Raw genomic sequence first — 24444 nt, forward strand, 5'->3', positions numbered from 1 at the left:
GTCTTATTAGGAATTATTTTTTAATTTAATTTTTTGATTATTCGTTAAAAATATAGTTTTTTTTATTTTATTTTATATAGAATAGAGATTCTATGAAATTTAATAAAGAGAAAAATAATTATGTGTTTGATCTCTAGTATATCTCAATTAATAAAAAAAAAAATAAAAATTAATACTATAGTTACAATAGGAGGATGGGTTCGTAATAGAAGACATTCTAAGTTAGGTATATCTTTTATTAATTTATATGATGGATCATGTTTGAATGATATTCAAGTTATTGCCAGTCAAAAATTAGTCAATTATAAAAATGAAATTTTATTAATAAATAGTGGATGTTGTTTAAAAGTTAAAGGAAAATTACAGTTTTCGCCAAAAAAGTTGCAAGTGTATGAATTACATGCTTTAACAATAAAAATTATAGGATGGGTAAAAAACCCAGAAAGTTATCCAATATCTCCTAAAAAACATACTCTCAAGTATTTAAGAAAAGTATTACATTTACGTCCTAGAACAAATATTATAAGTAGTATTACTAGAATTAAACATAATGTAGGAATGTATATTCGTAATTTTTTACATAAAAGAAATTTTTTTTGGGTTAATACTCCTTTAATTACTACTTTAGATACTGAAGGTTTTAGTAAAATGTTTAGAGTATCTACTCTAGATTTAGAAAATTTGAGAAATAATAAAAAAGATACTTCTTTTTTTAAAAAAGATTTTTTTGGAAAAGAGGCCTTTTTAACAGTTTCGGGGCAATTAAATTTAGAAGTATATGCATGTTCTATGTCTAAAGTATATACCTTTGGGCCTACTTTTAGAGCTGAAAATTCTAACACTAATCGTCATTTAGCTGAATTTTGGATGTTAGAAGTGGAAATAGCTTTTGCAAATTTAAAAGATATTATTTGTTTTATTGAAAAAATGTTAAAAAATATATTTGAAAATGTTATAAATAATAATGAAGATGATTTAGGTTTTCTATCTAAAAAAACAAAATATGATCTTGTAAGTAAAATGAATAAAATTTTATTAAATAGTTTTAATATTATAAAATATACTGAAGCAGTAGAATTATTACAAAAAAATAAAAGTCAATTTTCCCGTATGATTAATTGGGGTGAAGATTTATCAATAGAACATGAAAAATATTTAGTAAATAAGTATTTTAAGGGGCCGGTAATTATTTTTAATTATCCTAAAAATATCAAAGCTTTTTATATGTATTTAAATGATAATAAAAAAACTGTAGCTTCTATGGATTTATTATTCCCGGATATAGGAGAAATCATTGGTGGTTCACAAAGAGAAGATAGAATAAAAATTCTAGATGAAAGATTAAAAGAATGTGGATTAAACAAAAATGATTATTGGTGGTATCGTGATTTAAGAAAATATGGTACTGTCCCTCATGCTGGATTTGGTTTAGGATTTGAACGTTTAATATCTTATATTATAGGAATATATAATATAAAAGATATAATGCCATTCCCAAGAACTCCATATAATGCTAATTTTTAAAATATTTCATAGAAATTAACAACTAATAATTTTTTAATTATTTTTTTTATTAAAAGATAATTTAAATCATTTTTATTAATTGAATAATTAATTAATATAAATAATAATATATCATTTATAGGAATAGAAAATTTATGAAATATAATATATTAAAAATTATGGTTTTATTTTTCTTTTTTGTAAATATTGCAAATGCTAATGGGTTTTATAAACAAAAAAATAAAATTGATTCATATATGTTTTTAAAATTTCAAAATTTAGTTTCGAAAAAAAATACTAATTTTTCAAAAGAAGATGTTAAATCTAATTTCATTTTTGGTTTAAAAGGAATGTCCAATATTATTGGAAATAATATAAATAGTTTTGCTCAAATAGAATTAAGTTTACCTGCTAATAAAACAGAAATAAATAAAGATATCAATCCTTCAATACGTTTAGGTTTTATAGGATTACAATTAAATAAAAATAATTTTATAGATTATGGAAGAAATTATGGAATATTATATGATTCAACTTCCTATATAGATAAAGACCCTTTTTTAGATAATAGTAATGTTATGTTTAATCATAATGATCTTTTTATGTTTGGAAGAGCAAATAATATATTAACATATAGAAATAAAAATTTTTTTGATCTAATTCCAGGATTAAATATTGCTATACAATATCAAAGGGCAAATAATAATAGTACAAATATTTTGGAAAAAAATAATGCTGGTTTAGGTGCTTCTATAGAATATAGTATAAAAGATACTGGAGTTAGTATTATTGGTGCTTATTTTAAATCTTCAAGAATGAAGGATGATGAATTATTAAATAACATTTCAATTAATAAACATATTAATAATAATGATAACGATAATTCTAAATTAAAAGATGTTAATGGTTACGCATTTGGGGCAAAATATAGTAAAAATAATCTTTATTTAGCTACTGTTTTTAGTGGTTCATATAATGGACTAATATATATAGATCAAAATAGTAAATTTAATATGTTATTTGGAGAAAATATTAAAAATTTAGAAATTATTGGACAATATAAATTTAATAAAAATTTTAAAACAACTGTTTCATATATACAATCACAAGGTTACAATATACCTTCTGGAAAAAATTATATAGGTGGTATTGTAGATTTATCAAAATATTTTACTATCAGTACAACATATATGGTTAATAAAAACTTATCAGCATCTCTTGGTTATAAAATTAACTTATTAAACAATAATAATGAATATATAAAAAATAATAGAATTTTTAATGGTAATGTTTTAGGATTTGGTTTAGTTTATCATTTTAAACTTTAAATTAATTTTTTAAAAAATATTAAATTATTTATATTTATTTTTAATAAAATTACTAACTATCTCTAATTGAATTACTTATTTATATTGAAAAATTTTTTTATGAGATGGTTAGTTTAAGATTTATTTTGCTAGATTTTATTTTTATAAAATTTTAAAAAGGGATTAGATAAAATTTCTTGATAAATATTAGTAATTTTACCATGACCAGGTAAAATAGTTATATTATTAGAACTTAATGAAAGTATATTATTTTTTATTGAATTTAATAAATCATTGTAGTTACTTTTCGGTAAATCTGTTCTTCCAATACTTCCTTTAAAAATAATATCTCCTGAAAATAAAATATTATTTAATTTATTAAAAAAAATGATATGTCCAGGAGTATGTCCAGGAGAATGATATATTTTTAAAAAAAAGTTTCCAACAAAAATAATTTGGTTATGTTCTAACCATATATTGTTTTTGAATATGCATTCAGGTAATTGAAAAATTTCTTTTTGTAATTTAATGTTTTTTATCCAAAAAATATCTTTTTTATGCGGACCTAAAATAGGTACTTTATAAATTTTAGATAAAATATAAGCAGCCCCAATATGGTCTAAATGTCCATGTGTTATTAATATTTTTTTTATATGTAAATTCTTATTTTTCGCTAAAACATTAATAATTTTTTTATATTCCCCTCCAGGATCTATAATTGCAGTATGTAATGTTTTTTTACACCATATGATGTAACAATTTTGGCTAAAATTAGTAACAGGTATTATTATATAGTTCATACAATTTATATTAACAATTTAATAATAAAATCAAAATTTTGTAATTAATTAAATTTTATAAAAACATATACTTATAATATAAATTATTAAGTATATAAATCCAAAATATTATCATTTTTTTAAAAAAAATTCCCAACCAGAATAATGAATGATCTAAAAATATATTTTAAATTATTCACATTTAGCAGCTTTAAAAGCTTCAGCCATTACATTAGAAAAATTATTGTCTTTTTTATTTTTTTTAATGCTTTTATTTTCTATATTCTTCATATTTAAAATAATATTTATTATTCTATTTTTACGATCAATATTATTAATTTTTCCTTCCACAGAATTTCCTACTTTAAAATATTTAAAAATATTATCAATTTTACAATTTTTTTGTTCTGATAATTTGGCATTTCCTATAATGCCATCAGAAAATTTTATTTTTATATTTTTTTCATCAATATTAGTGATAATACCAGTAACAAATTTTTTTTCTTTTTGTTTTTTAAAATAGTAATTTAAAGGATCTTCAGTTAATTGTTTTATCCCTAAAGAAATTCTCTCCCTTTCAGAGTCAACTTGAAGAACTATAGCTGTAATATTTTCTCCTTTTTTATATTTACATACTTCATCTTCACCATTATAAATCCAAGATAAATCAGATAAATGTACTAAACCATCAATACCTCCATTTAAACCAATAAAAATACCAAAATCTGTTATGGATTTTATTTTTCCTTGAACATGATCTCCTTTTTTATGAATTTTTGCAAATTCAAGCCATGGATTTAAAGTACATTGTTTTATCCCTAAAGAAATTCTTCTTCTTTCTTCATCAATATCTAATACCATTACTTCTACTTCAGCATTTACAGTTACAATTTTTGTGGGGTGAATATTTTTATTTGTCCAGTCCATTTCCGATACGTGTACTAAACCTTCTACCCCTTCTTCAATTTCCACAAAACAGCCATAATCAGTTAAATTAGTTACACGTCCTATTAATTTACTATTTTCTGGATAACGTTTAGAAATAGAAACCCAAGGGTCTTCTCCTAATTGTTTTAATCCTAAAGATACTCGAGTTTTTTCTTTATCAAATTTTAATATCTTAACTAAGATTTCTTCTCCAATACTTACAACTTCACTTGGATGTTTCACTCTTTTCCAAGCCATATCAGTGATATGTAATAATCCATCAACTCCACCTAAATCTACAAAAGCTCCATAATCAGTTAAATTTTTAACTAATCCTTTAATTTCCATGCCTTCATACATAATATTAAGTAATTGATCTCTTTCTACACTGTTTTCTAATTCTATTACTGCTTTTCGAGATATAACAACATTATTACGTTTTTGATCTAATTTTATCACTTTAAATTCTAATTCTTTACCTTCTAAATGTGAGGTATCTCTAATTGGCCTAATATCTACCAAAGAACCAGGTAAAAAAGCTCTAATACCATTTAAATCTACAGTAAAACCTCCTTTAACTTTACCATTAATTATGCCTATAATATTAGTATTATTGACATTAGCTTGCTCTAACATTAACCATGATTCATGTCTTTTAGCTTTTTCTCTAGAAAGAATAGTCCCCCCAAAACCATCTTCTATGGCATCTAAAGCCAAATCAACAATATCTCCTATTTTAATTTCAATATTACCTTTCGAATTTTTAAATTGTTCAATCGGAATTAACGCTTCCGATTTTAACCCAGCATCAACTAAAACCGAATCTTTTTCAATAGAAATGACTTTACCCGGTATTATAGATCCTATATTAACAATTTTATTTTTTAACGATTTTTCAAATAATTGAGCAAAATATTCAGTCATATTAGTACTTTTAAATATTTTAAATAAATATACACTTAAATCATATTAAGTATTATTTTTTAAATAACTCATATAATCCATTTATGAGAATTAAATATAATTTAAAACTTAAATTTATTTTCATTATAAATAAAATATTTTATATTATAAATAATTTATTTTCTTAATAAACATTAAATTATAGTTTCCAGTAATATAAATATATTTATTATATAAATAATAGTTACTAACGTTAACATTAATAATATTTTTCTGCAACTGTATGAACAAATTTTATAATAATAAATTAAACAAATTTAAAAATATGTTTATATTAAATATTTTTAATTTTTAAATTTAATATTAATTATAAAAACAAATTTTTTTAAATTCTTTAAAAAAATTTGGATATGTTTTATTAACACATTGAGGATTAATAATACTTACTAAATTATTAGATAATGATAATAATGAGAAACACATGGCCATACGATGATCATTATAAGTTTCAATTATAGCTTTTTTAATATTTTTTGGAGGAGTAATTACAATATAATCTCTTCCTGTTATCACATTAGCACCAGTTTTTTTTAATTCATTACTCATTGCTGTTAAACGATCAGTCTCTTTGACACGCCAATTATAAATATTTTTAATAGTCGTTACTCCATTCGCAAATAAACCAGTAACAGCAATAGTCATTGCTACATCAGGAATATCATTCATATCCATATTAATAGCATTTAAGATATTACGAGTACAACTAATATAATTTTTACCATAATGTATTATTGCGCCCATTTTTTGTAAAATAGTTACGTATTTTATATCTCCCTGAATACTATTTTTATTAATATTTATTAATTTAATTTTACCTCCTTTTATTGCTGCAGCAGATAAAAAATATGATGCAGAAGAAGCATCACCCTCTATTATATATTCTCCGGGAGAGATGTATTTTTGTTTTCCAGTAATTATAAAATTTTTATAATTATTATTTTTAACTTTTATCCCAAAGATAGCCATTAATTTAATTGTTATATCAATATAAGGTTTTGATACTAAATTATTTTTGATAGTTATTGAAGTATTGTGTTCTATTAAAGGGCAAATAATTAATAAAGAAGTTAAAAATTGACTGGAAATAGATCCTTCTATCTGTATATTTTTTGTTCCTGTAAATCCTCCTCCTAAATATATAGGAGGATAATTTTTCTTCTCTAAATATTTTATTTTAGCTCCGCCATATCTTAAAGTATCAACAAGATCTTTTATCGGCCTTTCTTTCATGCGAGGCTCTCCAGTTAAAACAATATCACAATTATCATTTAATGATAATAGTGCTGTTAGCGGTCTAATTACTGTACCTGCATTTCCAACATATAATTCTAATTGTTTTTTTGGTTTAATAATTCCATTATTTCCAATAATTGTACATATTTTGTTATTACATGATAAAGTAAATTTTATTCCTAATAGTTTTAATGCATTTAACATATGATGAATATCATCGCTATTAAGTAAATTAATTAATTTTGTAGTTCCTTGTGCTAAAGAAGACAATAATAATGCTCTATTAGAAATACTTTTTGACCCGGGCAACTTAATACAACCTTGGATTTTATTTACAGATGGAAGTGTTAAAATATTTTTCATAAATGTCTTTTAAAATTTAAATTTATAATAACACTTATGAATACATTTTTTCAAAATCATTCATAAAATTTATTAATTTTTTTATTCCTTCTATAGGCATAGCATTATATATAGATGCTCTTATTCCTCCTATAATACTATGTCCTTTAAGATAATATAATCCATTTTTTTCTGAATTTTTTAAAAAATTTTTTTCCATATTAGTATTAGGTAGATGAAAAACAACATTTGTAATTGATCTATTATGTTTTGAGATTTTATTTGTATAAATATTACTTCTATCTATAGTATTATATAATAATTTTGCTTTTTTCCTATTTATATTACTAATATATTTTACTCCTCCTATTTTTTTTAACCATTTTAATACTAATCCAGATAAGTACAATGAAAATGTAGGGGGGGTATTAAACATGGAATTATATTTTGATATAATTTGATAATCTAATACAGAAGGTAATTCTTTACGTTTTTTCTTATTTTTAGATATTAAATCTTTTTTTATGATGATTATTGTTAATCCTGCTGGACCAATATTTTTTTGAGCACTAGCATAAATCATACTATAATTATTAATATTTATTTCTTCTGTTAGAATAGAAGATGATAAATCTGCTATGACAATTTTATTTTTAAAATTAGGTTCTTCATTTACAGAAAGACCTTCTATTGTTTCATTAGAACAATAATGTAAATATTTTGAGTTTTTATCTAAATCCCAATTTTGCATTTTTTTAATATAATAAAGATTATTTTTAATTTTAACCGTATTAATTATATTAGGTATACAATATTTTTTAGCTTCTTCTATTGCTTTACTAGACCAATGCCCAATATTAGCGTAATCCGCATTCTGATTATAATATAATAAATTCATTGGTATAGCAGAAAATTGTGTTCTAGCACCTCCTTGACAAAATAATATATCATAGTTTAAAGGAATTTTAATTAATTCACGTAAATCATCTTTAATTTCCTCAATTAAATGAACAAAATTCTTATTACGATGACTAATTTCCATTACCGATATATTTAATTTATTCCAATTTAATAATTCACTTTGTGCTTGTTTTAAAACTTCTATAGGCAATGAAGCAGGACCTGGACTAAAATTAAATATTTTTTTCATTTATAATTAACCTATTTTTATAAAATTATTATATTAATATATTTAAAAGCAAATTTTTTAAAAAAATTGTAAATATTAAATGATTTTTTAAAATTTTTTTAAGAACTATTTATCATGTGTATAAATAGACATTGCAATTCCAAAATTAGCCATAAAAACTATAAGAGATGATCCTCCATAACTAATTAGAGGTAACGGAATTCCTACAACCGGAACTAACCCACTCACCATCCCAATATTGATAAATACACATAAGAAAAAAATTAATATTATTTCACTAATCATTATTTTTCCAAAAAGATTTTTTGTTTGTAATGCTAAATATAATCCTCTTGATATTAATAATGTGTATAAAGTAATTACTAATAATACCCCTAAGAAACCAAATTCTTCTGCTAATGCAGAAAAAATAAAATCAGTATATTTTTCTGGTAAAAAACCTAATTGTGTTTGTGTGCCATATTTCCATCCTTTGCCAAATAAACCTCCAGAACCAATTGCTATTTTAGATTGAACAATATGGTATCCTTTACCTAAAAAATCTCGTTCTGGATTTAATAAAATTAAAATTCTTTCTTTTTGATAATCATGTAGTAATAAAAACCATATTACGGGAGTGCAAATTATTAATAATAAAAAACTATTAATAATAATTAACCAAGATAATCCAGACAAAAATAATACAATTAATCCAGACATACTAATAAGTATTGCAGTACCCAAATCAGGTTGTTTCGCTACTAAAATACAAGGTATAGAAATAATAATTATAGTTTTAAAGAATGTTTTTATATCAATAGGATATTTATCATTAATAATATGCATAATTATTAGTGGTACTGCTATTTTAACTATTTCTGATGGTTGAAATTTAAGAAAACCCAAATCTAACCATCTTTGAGCCCCTTTTGATGTATGGCCCATAATATGTACTATTATTAATAAAATGACACAGAATAAATAAAATAAAACAGATCCTTTTTTATAAATATATGGCGGAATTTGTGCGCTTATCATCATAACTACTAAACCTATACAAATTTGGATTAATTTATTTCTAAATAAATTATAATGTATGCCACAAACACTTGATGTGATTATAAGACTTAATATTAAAATTAATATAATTAATATCACTAAGATGGGATCTGTATGTAATTTTGAGTACATAAATTTTTTTACATTTTTTATTAACATAGTTATTTTAAAAATATATTTTAAGTTAAGAAATTATTTTTTTTTTAAAATATAATCAAAAATTTTTCTGGTAGTAACACCTATTAATATTTTATGACTATTATTATTCTCAATAATAATTGTCATTGCTATTATAGGATTATTAAAAGGAGCAAAAGCAATAACAAGTTTATGATCTCTTAATCTTTCTTCAATAGTATTAATATTATAAATTTTTTTATTTTTTAAACTAAAAACTTGAGCAGTACCAGTTTTTGCTGCTATTTTATAATTTTTTGTAGAATGAAGATATGTATACATAGTTCCTTTTTTTTTATTAGCTACATTATACATGCCATGTTTAATTATGTTCCAAATATTAATTGGAGTACTTATAATTTTTTGATGTTTTGGTTTGTAATAATAAACATTATTGCTTGCTATTATCTTTTTTAAAAGATGTAATCTAGAAAGAACCCCATTATTAATCAAAATTATTAACGCATTATGCATTTGTATAGGAGTAGCATTCCAATAACTTTGTCCAATACCTACAGAAATAGTATCACCTATATACCATGGGGCTTGAATATTTTTAATTTTCCATTTTTTTGTAGGCATATTTCCTAATTTTTCATTATACAAGTCAATATTTGTTAATTGTCCATAACCAAATTTAACCATCCAATCATGAATTTTATTAATACCTAAATCATAAGCTATACGATAAAAAAAAGAATCAGAAGATTCTTGTAATGCTTTTATAACATTTAAATACCCATGACCATTTTTTTTCCAATCTTTATAAGATTTATTAGTTTTAGGAATTTTCCACCATCCTGGATCAAATAAAATTGTATTTTTTCCTATTAAATTTAATTTTAAAGCAGTTAAAGATAAGTATGGTTTAATAGTTGATGCAGGAGGATATATTCCTTGAATAGTACGATTAATAAGAGGTTTATTAGGATTATTTAACAAAATATTTAAATTTTTTCGATTTAATCCATTAATAAATATGTTAGGATTGAAACTAGGTGTAGATACCATAGCTAGAATATTTCCATTTTTAGGATTACTTATAATAACAGCAGAACGACTATCAGCCATTAATGAATAAATATATTTTTGTAATTTTAAATCAATGGTTAAATAAATATCATGTCCACTATATGGTTTTTTCTTATAAATTGTATATATAATATCACCTTTACTATTTATAGCAACTTTTTTATGACCTTTCTCTCCATGTAAAAAATGTTCATAATATTTTTCAATTCCTGTTTTACCTATTAAAACATTAGAAAAATATCTATTAGATATATTTTTTTTTTTTAAATTCTTTACATCTTTAGAAGAAATTATTGATACATAACCAATAACATGCGAAAATGCATTTTTATAAGGATAAAAACGTTTTTGATATATTTGTAAATATACTCCAGATAATTTATATCTGTTTATAGAAAATTTAGCAATTTCAATATCAGTTAAATTTGTTTTTAATACTACTGGTATAAATTGGTCATGTTTTTTTTTTTTTTCTAAAAAAGTAATTATATTTTCTTTAGAATTATTAAATTTTATAATTTTGTATAAATCTGTAACAGTTTTTGAAATATTTTTAATGTTATTAGGAATTACTTCTAATTGATAATTTATTTTATTAATTGCTAATGGGACACCATTTCTATCATATATAAACCCTCTACTAGGTTCTACATATAAATTTTTAGTATAATTTTTTTTAGCTCTTATATTATATTTATTAAAATTTGTAATTTGTAAATTATATAAATTATATATTAAAACAATTAATAGTAATGAGGATATTTGTATTGAGATTAATATTCTTTTAGAGAATATTTCTAGTCTTATTTTGTAATTTTGTAAAAAATCCTGACGTGATTTCATTATTGCTTATTTTACCTATAACTCTAATATTTTATAAAAATAAAAAAACTAATTTTTCTAAATCTATCCAGAAATATTTTTCTATATAATTATTTGTTTGAAAAGACTTTATTTTTATTTCTATTTCTAATAATAATTTAATTAATAAATATAACTTATGACTATTAATTCTTTTCAGAATGATTTTAAATAAATTTTGTTTAGTTATTGAAATTATAAAAAATTTTTTAAAAACTATTTCTATAGAATATTTTTTTATACTTCTATATATTTTTAAAAGTAAAATAATACTTTTTTGTAATTTATTTAAAATAATATATGGATTTTCTTGCATATACTTAATTTTATTAATTATATTAATACTATTTTGTATATTACCTGATAGAATAGAACTAATTAAGTCATTATTTTTTATATATTTAGTATTATTAATAAATGAAAAAATCATATCTACAGTAACATGATTATCTTTTTCTTTTAAAGAAAAAGAGGTTAAAATTTGATTTAGAAAATTTAAATTACCTGAACAAAAATATTGTAACAAATCTAAAATATTATTATCGATTAACAAATTTAATTGCTGAACTCTATATTTAATCCAATTAGCTAAATTAGTATTACTTAATTTATTATATTTTTTTAAAAAAATATAATCGTTATTATTTATAATATTTTTTATTATATTATCAATATTTTGATTTGTTTCATTATTTATTTCTAAAATTAGTATATTTGTATTACGAACTAATTTAGTTAAATACATTAGTTTACTTTGATATTTTAATAATATTTTTTTATCTAAAATAATTAAATGTATAAATTGTTTTTTACAAAAAAAATCCATTGTAGAAAATTTGGAAAAAATATAACTCCAGTCTATATTTATATCTATAATAATAGAATTACATTTTATATATTCCAACTTATTTAATTTTCTAAATAAAATATCGATACTTCTTCTTATAAAGAAGAATTCACTACCAGTAATTATATAACAAAAATATTTTTTATTATAAATACAATTATCAAATTTGTTTAAAAAAAAATTATTCATTGTCATTAATTAATAAATTTTTTTTAAAATATAGCACAGAATATGTTATTAAATATATTGAAAATATTAATATTTTTTAATTTATTTTAGTAACAAAATTAAATATTTTATGTGGAATATATATTGTTTTTATAATTTTTTTATTTTTTATATATTTAGATATTTTAGGATTTGAATATATATATTTAATTATATTACTCTCTTTTTTTTGATATTCTAATGGTATAGAAATACTATATTTTTTTTTACCATTAATTTGTATTACAACATTAAATATATTTATATTATTATTATTAATATTAATTACATTTGGCCAAGATTCATTATCAATATCATTTTTATTACCCAGATGTTTCCACAAAATAAAACAAAAATGAGGAGCAAAAGGATATAATATTTTCAATATTATTTTTAAACTATTAAAAATTATAATTATATCAGTTTTATTATATATTTTATATTTCCTAATTTTATTTACTAAAGACATAATAGATGCTATAGACGTATTAAATATTTGTTTTTTTTCAAAATTATGAGTAACTATTAAAATAGTTTTATTAACGTAATCTTGTATAATTATCTGTTCTTTATTATAATTAATTTTTATATTACTGTTAATATTTTTATGCAAGTGTAAATATAATTTTTTATATTCATAAATAAATTTCCATAGCTTATTCAAAAATCTAAACATTCCTTTAATCCCAGCTTCATTCCATTCTAAAGACATAGTAGGAGGAGCCGCAAACATAATAAAAAGACGTAAAGTATCAGCGCCATATTTTATAATTATATCTTGGGGGTCAACTCCATTATTTTTTGACTTAGACATTTTAACCATACCATTATACTTTAATAACCTTCCTTTTTTATCCAAAAATTGTACAATGTTATTACTATCTTTTTTAAAGATGATTTTTTTTGGAGACACCCAATTATATTTATTTTTTTTATCTATATAATAATAGGAATCAGCTAACACCATGCCTTGACATAATAAATTTTTAACTGGTTCATCAGTATCAATTAACCCTACATCTCTCATTAACTTATGAAAAAAACGAAAATACATTAAATGCATAATTGCATGTTCTATCCCACCTATATATTGATCTACAGGAAGCCAGTATTTAGCATTTTTTTTATCTAAAATACCTTTATTATAATGTGGACAAGTATATCTAGCATAGTACCAAGAAGATTCTATAAAAGTATCAAAAGTATCAGTTTCTTTTTTACCTATATAATTATGAAATTTATATTCAAAATATTTATAATGATTTTTTATTTTTTGATGATAATTGTCTTGTATTTTTGTGCTAAAAATTTTCTTAGGAAATGAATATGGTAAATCATTTTCTTTAAAAGGTATCAATTTCCCATTATTTAAAGTTATTATTGGAATAGGTGTTCCCCATAAACGTTGTCGAGAAATACTCCAGTCTTTTAAATTAAAATATTTTTTATAAGATGCAACTTTTTTATAAATTAAATTATTATTTATTAATGAATCATAATTTGTATTATTTTCGATTTTATTGGGAATAACTATTTCATTTCGAGTAATTGGTATTTTACAATTTTCCATTATAAAGAAATCTTGTTCATTATATTTTGGAACTCCCATTGAAGCTTGAATATTATATATATTAGATATATAATTTACAATTATTATGGGTAGTTTTATTTTTAAAATATCGTTACTAGCGAACAAATGACTATTAATAAATTTTATTTTATTTGAAAAATATTTATTCTCTTCTAAAGAAGAATAAGATTGTTTAATAAAATTTTTAATTTTTTCATTATAAGGTATTTTATTACAAATAGGATTACTAAATATAATTTTTATAAAAGAAATATCATTATATTTATATATATTTTCCTTAAAAACATTAAAATTAATTTTAGTATTAGTGACGTTAAAATTTATTTTTATCCCTTCTATTTTACCTATCCAATTTTTTTGCATGTTTTTTACTTGTTTTGGCCAACCTTTTAATATTTTTAAGCCATCAAGTAATTCTTCAGCATAATTAGTAATTTTTAAAAACCATTGTGTTACTAATTTTTTTTCAACTTTACTATTACATCTCCAACAAATATTGTTAATTACTTGTTCATTAGCCAATATAGTTTTATCATTCGGGCACCAATTAACAGGTGATTTTTTTTTGTATGCTAATCCTAATTTATATAATTTTAAAAAAAACCATTGTTCCCAGCGATAATATTCTGGTTTAGATGTTGTAATTTCTCGACTCCAATCAAAACTAAAACCTAATGCTTTTAATTGTTTTTTCATATAATTAATATTATTTTTAGTCCATATATCTGGAGATATATTATGGTTAACAGCCGCTGTTTCAGCAGGTAAACCAAAAGCATCCCATCCTATTGGATGTAAAACATTTTTTCCTAACATACGTTGATATCTAGCAATTACATCACCTATTGTATAATTTCTCACATGACCCATATGTAATTTTCCAGATGGGTATGGTAACATCGAAAGGCAGTAAAATTTTTTTTTGTTATAATTTTCAATAACTTCGAAAGTTTTTTTCAAATCCCATTGTTTTTGGACGTAAGGTTCTATTTCATTAGGAGCATATTTTTTTTTCATATAAATAAATAATATATAAATATATTCAATTCAAATAATGTTATTATCAGAGGATCATTCTAACATTTAAAATTAGGAATTTACATCAAAATTTTAATCTAAAATAGATAAATATCATTTAAATAATAAAATAATTTTTAAAGATAAGGATTACTATATCCTAATAATTTAAGTATTTTAATTTCTTTAGTCTCCATAATATATGCTTCCTTAGCATTCTTATGATTATAATTTAATAAATGTAAACCCGAATGTATAATTATATGAGCCCAATGAGCTTTTAAATTTTTTTTTTGTAAAGTTGATTCATTTTCAATAATTTTACTACATAAAATAATTTCTCCAAAAAAAAATTTTTTTAAGAAATTTTTTTCTAAAGAAAAACATAAAACATTAGTGGGTTTAGAAATTTTTAAAAATTTATTATTAAGTTTTTTAATAGTATCTTTTTCTACTATACTTACAGTAATGTCAAATTTTTTAAAATTAGTTTTAAAAAAAACCATATATAACCAATGATATATATCATTTTTATATGGTACGTAACAATTACATTTGCTATAATTATAGTAATTTAAAATTAAATTAGTAAACATAAATATTCTACATATTAATTCTTAACAATAGAAATAAATACTGCATATAGAGAATATAAATAACAATCAATTATTTTTACATTAATAAATTGCCCAATATAATTATTTTTACTTGTAAAAAAAACAATTCTGTTATTTTCTGTTTTGCCAAAATATTTATTATTTTGTGGCGATATACCTTCCACTAAAATAGTCTGTATCGTGTTTAGCATCTTATAACTAAATTTTTTAACTTGTTGATTTATATGATATTGTAATAAATGTAATCGTTCTTTTTTTTCTTTTATATCTACATTATCTTTCATTTTACTTGCAGGAGTACCTGGTCTAGGAGAATAAATAAAACTATAACTCATATCTAAATCAACATCTAAAATTAACGAGATAGTTTCATTAAAATCTTTTTTTGTTTCTCCTGGAAAACCTACTATAAAATCTGAACCAATTTGCATATTAGGTCTAATATTTTTAATTTTATGTATAATATTTGTATATTCAAAAATATTATATCTTCTCTTCATTAAAGACAAAATCTTATCAGAACCACTCTGTACTGGTAAATGTAAAAAATTTACTAATTGAGGAATCTTTTTATATACATTAATTAACTGATTATCAAAATTTTTAGGATGACTAGTAGTAAATTTAATTCTTTTTATATCTTTAATTTTAGATATCATGATTAATAAATCAGTAAAATTAAAAATTTGCCCCTTATCATTTTTATATTGATAAGCATTAACATTTTGTCCTAATAAATTTATTTCTTTTACTCCTTGAGTAGATAAATTTTTAATTTCCAAAATTATATCTTGATAGGGTCTACTTATTTCTTTTCCCCTAGTGTAAGGAACAATACAATAAGTACAATATTTATTACAACCTTCTATTATAGTAACAAAAGCACTAAAACATTTTGTTTTTGTAAAAGGAAAATATTTAAATTTTTCAATGTTAGGAAAACTAATATCAATTAAATATTTTTTAAATTTTCTAACATTATTTATCATCATAGGTAATTTATGAATAGTTTGAGGACCGAAAATAATATCAACATAATATGCTCTATTAAGAATATTCTTACCTTCTTGTGAAGCAACACAACCACCAACCCCGATTATAATATTAGGGTTATCTTTTTTAAAATTTTTCCACCTTCCTAACTGATGAAATAATTTTTCTTGTGCTTTTTCTCTAATAGAACATGTATTCAATATTAAAATATTAGCATCTTTAACTGATTTAGTAACAATACAATTTAATTCCTTTTCCATTATATCAGCTATCTTAGATGAATCATATTCATTCATTTGACAGCCCCAAGTTTTGATATATAATTTATTTTTTAACATTATTTAATTATTTAAAATTAATTGACTTAAAAAATATAAGAATGATAATCTTCATTATGACAAAAACTGGGGTACCTGGATTTGAACCAGGGAATGCCGGTATCAAAAACCGGTGCCTTAACCGCTTGGCTATACCCCATTTTTTCATTATGCGGAAGACGAGACTTGAACTCGTATAATATCATAATCTTAAATTGCCAGAACCTAAATCTGGTGCGTCTACCTATTCCGCCACTTCCGCAAAACATTTTTTATCTAATTAGTAGCTACGATGGGAATTGAACCCATGACCTCAGCGTTATGAGTGCTGTGCTCTAACCAAACTAAGCTACGTAGCTAAAAACTTATTCTTATATTATGTAAATATATAAGCATGACGTCAACTAATTTATTTGTTTAAACAAAAATTTTTACATTAATTTAATTTTAAAAGAGTAAAAAATGAAAATATATAAAGATTTTAATTTTTATAAAAAAAATTTTATTTTTCAAATAGTAAATAGTGATATTAAAAATAAAAAATATACTTTAATTTGTACTAGATTCCCTCCTGAACCTAATGGGTATTTACATCTTGGTCATATAAAAGCTATTTGTTTAAATTTTACAATAGCAAAATATTATAATGGAAAATGTTATTTAAGAATTGACGATACTAATCCTAGTACTGAAAATATTAAATATATAGAAGCTATAAAAAAAGATCTATTATGGTTAGGTTTTAAATGGGATGGCAAAATAAAATATTCATCAGATTATTTTAATATTTTATATAAATATGCTATAGAATTAATTAATAAAGATTTAGCTTACGTTGATGAATTAAATATACAAGATATTCGTAAATATCGTGGTACTTTATTACAACCAGGTAAAAATAGTCCATATAGAAATCGTCCAAAAAAAGAAAATTTAGAATTATTTCAAAAAATGCGTTTAGGTTATTTCCAAGAAGGAAGTATGTCTTTACGAGCAAAAATAGATATGAAATCAAATATTATTATTATGAGGGATCCTGTTTTATACAGAATAAAATATAGGAAACATCATCAAACAGGAAAAAAATGGTGTATATACCCTACTTATGATTTTAGTCATTGTATTGCTGATGCTTTAGAAGGAATTACTCATTCATTATGTACATTAGAATTTCAAGACAATAGAATATTATACAATTGGATATTAAATAATATTAATATTAACGTAAAATATTATCCTAAGCAGTATGAATTTTCACGATTAAATATAGAAAATGGCATTACTTCAAAAAGAAAAATAAATTTCTTACTCCAGAATGGAATTATCAAAGGGTGGGATGATCCTCGTTTGTTTACTATTTCTGGATTAAGAAAAAGAGGATATACTCCGTCTTCTTTAAAAAATTTTTGTTATAAAATAGGTATTACTAAAAAAAATAATATTATAGAAATATCTTCTTTAGAATCTTCTCTAAGAGAAGAATTAAATAAGACTGCATATCGAACAATGGCAGTATTAAAACCTTTAAAAATTATTATTAAAAATTTTCCGAAAAAAAAAAAAATAAAATTAATAGCTCCTAATCATCCTCATAATCCTAAAATGGGTAGTAAAATTATCTATTTTACAAAAGAAATATATATAAACTTATTAGATTTTATGGAAAAAGACACAAAAAATTATAAAAGACTTGTTTTAGGTAAAGAGGTAAGATTAAGACATGCTTTTGTTATTAGAGCTGAAAAAATCATAAAAGATAGTTTTGGAAAAATTAAATATATATATTGTAGTTATGATCCAAATACTTTAGGAAAAAAAATAGAAAAAAATAGAAATGTTAAAGGAGTTATTCATTGGGTATCCTGTTTATATTCCATTCCTGCTACTTTTTATTTATATAAAAATCTACTTTTAAAAAATAATACAGAAAATATTAATGATATTACTTCTATGATTAATACAAAATCATTATCAATATATAATGGTTTTGTTGAAAGTAATTTATTAAAAACTAATAATAGTCATTTTCAATTTGAAAGAGAAGGATATTTTTATTTAATTTATAATAACCAAAAAGAAAAAACAATGTTTTTTAATCGGATTGTTTCTTTAAAAGAAAATTATAATTAAATATCTATTCTGCAAAATTAGTGATATTAAAACAATATCACTAATTTTGTAAAATAGTGAATATTTAAATTTTTAATTCTTTACTGATTTGTTTAATCCATATTTTAATTCGAGAATTAGTTAATTCTGGTTGTCTATCTTCATCAATAGTTAATCCTAAAAAATAATCTTTATTCTTTAAACTTTTCGTATTATAAAAAGAATATCCTTTAATTGGCCAATATCCTATAATTTTTGCTTTATTTTTTTTTACTATGTCATATATAATTTTTATTGCATCACAAAAATATTCTCCATAATCTTCTTGATCTCCACATCCAAATAATCCTACAATTTTTCCCTTAAAATTTATTTTTTGTAAAGTAGGTATAAAATCATCCCAATCATATTGAACTTCACCATAATACCATGTAGGTATACCAAATAAAAGTCTATCAAAATTTTCAATATCATTTTGTCTAGTTTCCGAAATATTAAAAATTTTAGTTTTATTTTGACCTAATTGTTTTTGTATATTTAATGCAACATTTTCAGTGTTTCCTGTATCACTACCAAAAAAAATACCTATATTTGACATCTTTATTATATGTCCCCTAGAAAAATTATGTATAATAAAAATCTAAGATTTTTTGTAAAACTAATTTTGTATTTTTAATATGTAAATTATGATCTGCATATGGAATATTATATATTTTAGCAAAAGGAAATTGTCTAAATATTTGATTATAATAATCTTTATTAATATAATTTGATTGCATTCCTTTTAAAAATAAAATCTTCCCCATCCATTGAGGAATTATATCCCAATTTAATATATTTTTATATTCATTTTTTAAAAAAAAAAGATCAAATTCCCATTTACCAAACTGAAATGATTTTAATAATAAATTTATTGTAAATTCATTATTAATATAATATTGCATTATTTTATAAGCTTCTTTCCTTGTAAAAATATTTTTTTTATCTATTTTTTTTAATGCATGAAAAATTTTTTTATTAAAATATGTATATTTTACCGGAGCTATATCTAGTATAATTATTAATTTAATAAATTTTGGTATAAATTTTGTAAGGCTCATTGCAATTTTTCCTCCCATAGAATGGCCTATAATAATAATATTATTTGTTATATTTAAAAATTTTAAAGTATGCAACACATCTTTAGATAAAGACACATAATCCATATTTTTATGCCGAGGAGATAAACCATGATTTCTAATATCTAATAATACTATTTTACATTTTAAATATTTATTTAATAAATTACCTATTGGGTATAAACTGTTTTTATTCCCAAATAATCCATGTAAAATAATAATTGTATTATCAGTAGATATATTATTTTTTGCGGGTAAAATTAAATTATTTAAAATCATAATAAATATCTTATGTATTATACAGTACAAATTATTATATAAAATTTAAATTCAAAAAACTTAATTTTTAAAATTTAAAAAAATTATGATACTCTTAGTATAAGTTATAGTTAATTGTTTATTTTAAAAAAAATACTTTTACATTAATATTCTTTTAATTATAAAGAACTTTAAAATAAAATTAAATTTTATTAAAAATATAATATTTTATATGAAAAATATAAACCCAACAAAAACTAAATCTTGGCAAATTTTAAAAAATCATTTTGTGAAAATGCAAAAAGTGACTATTAATCATCTTTTTAAAAAAAATAAAAATAGATTTGTTAATTTTTCTATCAATTTTAAAAATGAGATTATTTTTGATTATTCAAAAAATATAATTGATAAAAAAACAATATATAATTTAATTAATTTAGCAAAAGAAACAAATTGTATAGAAGCAATTTATGATATGTTTTATGGAGAAAAAATTAATGTAACAGAAAAACGTGCTGTTTTGCATGTAGCTGCACGTTATAATAAAACTAGTTTTTTTTTAAAAAATAAAAGTATATATAATAATATAGATTCTATTTTAGAAAAGATAGAATATTTATCTAACAATATAATTTCAGGAAAATGGAAAAGTTATACAAATAAAAAAATTAAAAATATTATAAATATAGGAATAGGGGGTTCTAATTTAGGCCCATTAATGATAATTGAATCATTGCGAGCATATAAAAATAATCTTAATATATATTTTTTATCCAATGTTGATTATTCTCAATTAATAAATATTACTCAAAAAATAAAACCAGAGGAAAGTTTGTTTATTGTTTCTTCAAAAACATTTACAACACAAGAAACTTTAACTAATTTTATAAGTATAAAAGAATGGCTTATAAAAAATATTGCTTTCACCAATTTAAATGATTTATTATCTCAACATTTTATTGCTATTACAAATAATATAAATGCTGCAATTCAGTTAGGTATTAGTAAAAATAATATAGTACCGTTATTATCTGAAATTGGTGGACGTTTTTCTTTATGGTCTTCTATTGGATTGCCTATATCCTTATCTATTGGCTTTAATAATTTTAAAAGATTATTAGAAGGTGCCATGGAAATGGACAATCATTTTTTTACTAGTCCTCTAAATAGTAATATCCCAGTTATTATGGCCTTAATTAGTATTTGGTATAGTAATTTTTGGAAAACAGAAACAGAAGCTGTAATACCTTATTCTAATGATATGCGTTTTTTACCTCAATATTTACAACAATTAAATATGGAATCTAATGGCAAATCTATAGATAGGAATGGTAATAAAATATTTTATGAAACAAGTCCCATAATATGGGGTGATGTTGGTACTAATGGACAACATTCATTTTTTCAAATGTTGCATCAAGGGACAAAAATAATTCCTTGTGATTTTATTGCCTCAGTTATACCTAATTTTTTTTCACAAAACCATCATAATAAACTTATTTCGAATTTTATTGCACAAACTCAAGCATTAGCTTTTGGTAATATAAAAAATAATACACATGAGAAAAATATATATAAATTATGTTTTGGCAATAATCCAAGTAATTCAATTTTTTTAAGAAAAATTACACCTAATAATCTAGGTTCTCTTATTGCTTTTTATGAACATAAAATTTTTATACAAGGTATTATTTTAAATATTTTTTCTTTTGATCAGTGGGGTGTTGAATTAGGTAAACAAATAGCTAATATTATATTGAATAATCATTTTGAAGAGGATATTAAAAATAATGACAGCTCCACTAATGGATTAATTAATTTTTATAAATTATTTAATTAAAATATTTATAAAAAAATAAATATTAGAAATATATAACATTAAGTAAATTAATTCTATTAAAATTAATTTTTTATAGATTAATGTATAAAGGTTATATTATGACATAATTTTTATAAAATACATAAAAATATAATAAATTTTCTTATTTTAGAAAAAGATTTTACATATTTTATAATTATCTAAAAATTTATTAATAACAAAACAAAATTATTTATTAGATTTTTATTAGTAAAAATTTTTCTTTATGTTTATACTCTTTTTTTATAAAAATTATTTTTTGATTTTTTCATATAATTAAATTTTTTATTTTTTATCATTTCAAAATTAATATTTTTATTTAAAATTTTTAAATTTGTAGAATATTTTAAAAAATTTTTTTTAATTAATTTTGATAATTCAACGGTAGAATAATAAGTAAATAATTTTATATTACCAATATGATAACTATTAATTTCAGCACTATTAATAATTACACCCACAATATGACGTACTTCTACTCCATCTTTTTTTCCTATATTTATACGATATAAATCCATATTATTTTTTATATTTCTATAATTTTTCTGATATTGATTTTTAATAACACGTAATTTTTTATGAATTGTTCTATCTGTATTAAATAAAGGATCTGGAGGTAATATTAAAGGTCTTTTACCTTGAGCCATTTTTAATAAAATTGCAGTTAGTGTTTCCTGATCTATATTATTTTTTAATGGTAAGTGTAATAAAATATTTTTATATTGTTCTATATCTTGACTCTTTAAATTTTCTTGTATTTTTACTACAAATTTTTCCAATCTTTTTTGACTTAAGATCTCAGATGAGGGTAACTTTATTTCATAAATATTACATTTTAAAATACGTTCAATATTTTTAATTAATTTTTTTTCTCTATATTCTACAAACATTAAAGCTTTACCCTTTCTCCCCGCTCTACCTGTACGTCCTATACGATGAATATATGATTCAGCATCCATAGGAATATCGTAATTTATTACTAAGTTGATTCGATCAACATCTAGACCTCTTGCAGCAATATCAGTAGCAATTAAAATATCTAAATTACCATTTTTAAAACGGTCTAATGTTTGTTCTCTAATATTTTGACTCATGTCTCCATTTAAAGGAGCACTATTATAACCAAAATGTTTTAAAATATCAGATATTTCCATTGTAGAACTTTTGGTTTTAACAAAAATTAACGCTGCATTAAATTTTTCAGATTCTAAAAACTTCATTAAAGCATCTATTTTTTTTCCATATACGATCCAATAATTTTGATTAATATCAGGAATTGTTTTAATATTTGTTTTTATTGTTATTTCATATGGTTTTTTCATGAATCTTTTAGATATATTTTTTATCCTTTTTGGTATTGTTGCTGAAAATAAAGAAGTTTGATAACCTTTTGGTATTGTAGATAATATGTTTTCAACATCTTCAATAAAACCCATTCTTAACATTTCATCAGCTTCATCTATTACTAAACTTTGTAATTTTGATAAATTTACTGTTTTTCTTTTAATATGATCTAACAAACGCCCTGGAGTAGCAACAATTATTTGTGGCCCCAAACGTAAATTTTTAAATTGTATATGATATGCTTGACCACCGTATAATGGTAAAACATGTACTCCATTCATAAATTTAGAAAAAATAGAAGTTGCTTCTGCAACTTGAATAGCTAATTCTCTTGTTGGTGTTAAAATAAGAATTTGAGTTCTTTTTATATATACTTTTAAATTATTTAATAAAGGAAGGGTAAAAGCTGCAGTTTTCCCACTTCCTGTTTGTGCCATACCTAACACATCTCTACCTTTTAACAAATGAGGAATACATTTTTTTTGTATTGGAGAAGGTATACAATATCCTATTTCATTTAATGATTTTAAAATAAATTTATTTAACCCAAGTTTTTCAAAAGTAATTTCAATATTAGTCATGTAATACACATGCCTCTTTAATAATTAATTTAAAAAAATTAAAATATTAGTAATTATATTACAATTGATAGATGTTTTTATAAGATATATATTGTATATAATTAATAATTAATAATTAATAATTTATAATTTAATTATTATTCCAATAATAAAAATTATTTCAAATTTTTATTATTAAAATAATGTTTTATCACTATTTTAAGTGAAATATAGTCTGTAATTGTGATTTAAATATATTAAACATAATTACAAGTATTTAGAATTATTCAGTGTAA

17 protein-coding genes and 3 tRNA genes are annotated in these 24444 nt (G+C 21.3%); 4 read left to right on the forward strand and 16 right to left on the reverse strand.

Translation table 11 applies throughout. The features are described 5' to 3' along the window. Positions 1 to 120 precede the first annotated feature (120 nt). Entirely contained in the window at positions 121 to 1524 is a 1404-nt protein-coding gene (gene asnS, locus GJT88_RS01490) for an asparagine--tRNA ligase (protein ID WP_168895175.1), read from the forward strand. 134 nt (positions 1525 to 1658) lie between these two features. Further along, complete coding sequence (locus tag GJT88_RS01495; RefSeq protein WP_168895176.1) at positions 1659 to 2831, forward strand: porin; 1173 nt, start codon at positions 1659 to 1661, stop codon at positions 2829 to 2831. A gap of 128 nt (positions 2832 to 2959) precedes the next feature. Here GJT88_RS01495 and GJT88_RS01500 read toward each other — a convergent pair whose 3' ends face one another. The 13 genes from GJT88_RS01500 to GJT88_RS01560 form a co-directional block, all read right to left on the reverse strand. Further along, positions 2960 to 3610, reverse strand: a complete 651-nt coding sequence (locus tag GJT88_RS01500; protein ID WP_168895177.1) for an MBL fold metallo-hydrolase — start codon at positions 3608 to 3610, stop codon at positions 2960 to 2962. 171 nt (positions 3611 to 3781) lie between these two features. Continuing rightward, complete coding sequence (gene rpsA, locus GJT88_RS01505; protein ID WP_168895178.1) at positions 3782 to 5440, reverse strand: 30S ribosomal protein S1; 1659 nt, start codon at positions 5438 to 5440, stop codon at positions 3782 to 3784. Between the two features lie 342 nt (positions 5441 to 5782). Then, positions 5783 to 7075 carry a 3-phosphoshikimate 1-carboxyvinyltransferase gene (gene aroA, locus GJT88_RS01510; RefSeq protein ID WP_168895179.1) on the reverse strand — a complete coding sequence of 431 codons (1293 nt, stop codon included), beginning with the start codon at positions 7073 to 7075 and terminating at the stop codon, positions 5783 to 5785. A 34-nt stretch (positions 7076 to 7109) separates the two neighbouring features. Continuing rightward, positions 7110 to 8204, reverse strand: coding sequence for a 3-phosphoserine/phosphohydroxythreonine transaminase (gene serC, locus GJT88_RS01515; RefSeq protein ID WP_168895180.1), 1095 nt, complete (start codon positions 8202 to 8204; stop codon positions 7110 to 7112). 105 nt (positions 8205 to 8309) lie between these two features. After that, complete coding sequence (gene rodA, locus GJT88_RS01520; protein ID WP_168895181.1) at positions 8310 to 9401, reverse strand: rod shape-determining protein RodA; 1092 nt, start codon at positions 9399 to 9401, stop codon at positions 8310 to 8312. A gap of 33 nt (positions 9402 to 9434) precedes the next feature. Further along, entirely contained in the window at positions 9435 to 11294 is a 1860-nt protein-coding gene (gene mrdA, locus GJT88_RS01525) for a penicillin-binding protein 2 (RefSeq protein WP_168895182.1), read from the reverse strand. Between the two features lie 31 nt (positions 11295 to 11325). Further along, entirely contained in the window at positions 11326 to 12354 is a 1029-nt protein-coding gene (gene holA / locus GJT88_RS01530; protein WP_168895183.1) for a DNA polymerase III subunit delta, read from the reverse strand. Between the two features lie 70 nt (positions 12355 to 12424). Then, positions 12425 to 14974: a leucine--tRNA ligase gene (leuS, locus tag GJT88_RS01535; RefSeq protein ID WP_168895184.1), complete on the reverse strand. Its 2550-nt coding sequence runs from the start codon at positions 14972 to 14974 to the stop codon at positions 12425 to 12427. Positions 14975 to 15111: 137 nt separating this feature from the next. Further along, positions 15112 to 15570: an rRNA maturation RNase YbeY gene (gene ybeY, locus GJT88_RS01540; protein ID WP_168895185.1), complete on the reverse strand. Its 459-nt coding sequence runs from the start codon at positions 15568 to 15570 to the stop codon at positions 15112 to 15114. Between the two features lie 14 nt (positions 15571 to 15584). Then, a complete protein-coding gene (miaB, locus tag GJT88_RS01545) occupies positions 15585 to 16922 on the reverse strand; it encodes a tRNA (N6-isopentenyl adenosine(37)-C2)-methylthiotransferase MiaB (RefSeq protein ID WP_168895186.1) in 1338 nt (445 codons plus the stop codon). A gap of 66 nt (positions 16923 to 16988) precedes the next feature. Then, a tRNA-Gln gene (locus GJT88_RS01550) sits at positions 16989 to 17061 on the reverse strand. 11 nt (positions 17062 to 17072) lie between these two features. Next, positions 17073 to 17163: transfer RNA gene (locus tag GJT88_RS01555), tRNA-Leu, on the reverse strand. A gap of 22 nt (positions 17164 to 17185) precedes the next feature. After that, positions 17186 to 17260 (reverse strand) — tRNA-Met (locus tag GJT88_RS01560). Between the two features lie 103 nt (positions 17261 to 17363). On the opposite strand from GJT88_RS01560, the gene glnS reads away from it, so the two are divergent. Then, positions 17364 to 19031: a glutamine--tRNA ligase gene (gene glnS, locus GJT88_RS01565; RefSeq protein WP_168895187.1), complete on the forward strand. Its 1668-nt coding sequence runs from the start codon at positions 17364 to 17366 to the stop codon at positions 19029 to 19031. A gap of 64 nt (positions 19032 to 19095) precedes the next feature. Here the strand turns inward: glnS and fldA are convergent, their stop codons facing one another. Beyond that, entirely contained in the window at positions 19096 to 19608 is a 513-nt protein-coding gene (gene fldA, locus GJT88_RS01570) for a flavodoxin FldA (RefSeq protein ID WP_168895188.1), read from the reverse strand. 25 nt (positions 19609 to 19633) lie between these two features. Beyond that, on the reverse strand, positions 19634 to 20407 hold the full coding sequence (locus GJT88_RS01575; RefSeq protein WP_168895189.1) for an alpha/beta fold hydrolase: 774 nt from the start codon (positions 20405 to 20407) through the stop codon (positions 19634 to 19636). Positions 20408 to 20618: 211 nt separating this feature from the next. Between GJT88_RS01575 and pgi the strand changes: the two genes are divergently transcribed. After that, a complete protein-coding gene (pgi, locus tag GJT88_RS01580) occupies positions 20619 to 22226 on the forward strand; it encodes a glucose-6-phosphate isomerase (RefSeq protein ID WP_168895190.1) in 1608 nt (535 codons plus the stop codon). A gap of 248 nt (positions 22227 to 22474) precedes the next feature. On the opposite strand, the gene GJT88_RS01585 is transcribed toward pgi, so the two are convergent. Beyond that, entirely contained in the window at positions 22475 to 24169 is a 1695-nt protein-coding gene (locus GJT88_RS01585; RefSeq protein ID WP_168895191.1) for a DEAD/DEAH box helicase, read from the reverse strand. Positions 24170 to 24444: the final 275 nt, after the last annotated feature.

The organism is Enterobacteriaceae endosymbiont of Donacia tomentosa (genome assembly GCF_012571135.1).
Taxonomy (GTDB): domain Bacteria; phylum Pseudomonadota; class Gammaproteobacteria; order Enterobacterales; family Enterobacteriaceae.

Coding starts and splice junctions, on each gene's coding strand:
- GJT88_RS01585 (WP_168895191.1), bottom strand. CDS start 24,169: ATGACTAATATTGAAATTACTTTTGAAAAACTTGGGTTAAATAAATTT.
- mrdA (WP_168895182.1), bottom strand. CDS start 11,294: ATGAAATCACGTCAGGATTTTTTACAAAATTACAAAATAAGACTAGAA.
- pgi (WP_168895190.1), top strand. CDS start 20,619: ATGAAAAATATAAACCCAACAAAAACTAAATCTTGGCAAATTTTAAAA.
- serC (WP_168895180.1), bottom strand. CDS start 8,204: ATGAAAAAAATATTTAATTTTAGTCCAGGTCCTGCTTCATTGCCTATA.
- GJT88_RS01575 (WP_168895189.1), bottom strand. CDS start 20,407: ATGATTTTAAATAATTTAATTTTACCCGCAAAAAATAATATATCTACT.
- aroA (WP_168895179.1), bottom strand. CDS start 7,075: ATGAAAAATATTTTAACACTTCCATCTGTAAATAAAATCCAAGGTTGT.
- rpsA (WP_168895178.1), bottom strand. CDS start 5,440: ATGACTGAATATTTTGCTCAATTATTTGAAAAATCGTTAAAAAATAAA.
- glnS (WP_168895187.1), top strand. CDS start 17,364: ATGAAAATATATAAAGATTTTAATTTTTATAAAAAAAATTTTATTTTT.
- leuS (WP_168895184.1), bottom strand. CDS start 14,974: ATGAAAAAAAAATATGCTCCTAATGAAATAGAACCTTACGTCCAAAAA.
- GJT88_RS01500 (WP_168895177.1), bottom strand. CDS start 3,610: ATGAACTATATAATAATACCTGTTACTAATTTTAGCCAAAATTGTTAC.
- ybeY (WP_168895185.1), bottom strand. CDS start 15,570: ATGTTTACTAATTTAATTTTAAATTACTATAATTATAGCAAATGTAAT.
- miaB (WP_168895186.1), bottom strand. CDS start 16,922: ATGTTAAAAAATAAATTATATATCAAAACTTGGGGCTGTCAAATGAAT.
- GJT88_RS01495 (WP_168895176.1), top strand. CDS start 1,659: ATGAAATATAATATATTAAAAATTATGGTTTTATTTTTCTTTTTTGTA.
- fldA (WP_168895188.1), bottom strand. CDS start 19,608: ATGTCAAATATAGGTATTTTTTTTGGTAGTGATACAGGAAACACTGAA.
- rodA (WP_168895181.1), bottom strand. CDS start 9,401: ATGTTAATAAAAAATGTAAAAAAATTTATGTACTCAAAATTACATACA.
- asnS (WP_168895175.1), top strand. CDS start 121: ATGTGTTTGATCTCTAGTATATCTCAATTAATAAAAAAAAAAATAAAA.
- holA (WP_168895183.1), bottom strand. CDS start 12,354: ATGACAATGAATAATTTTTTTTTAAACAAATTTGATAATTGTATTTAT.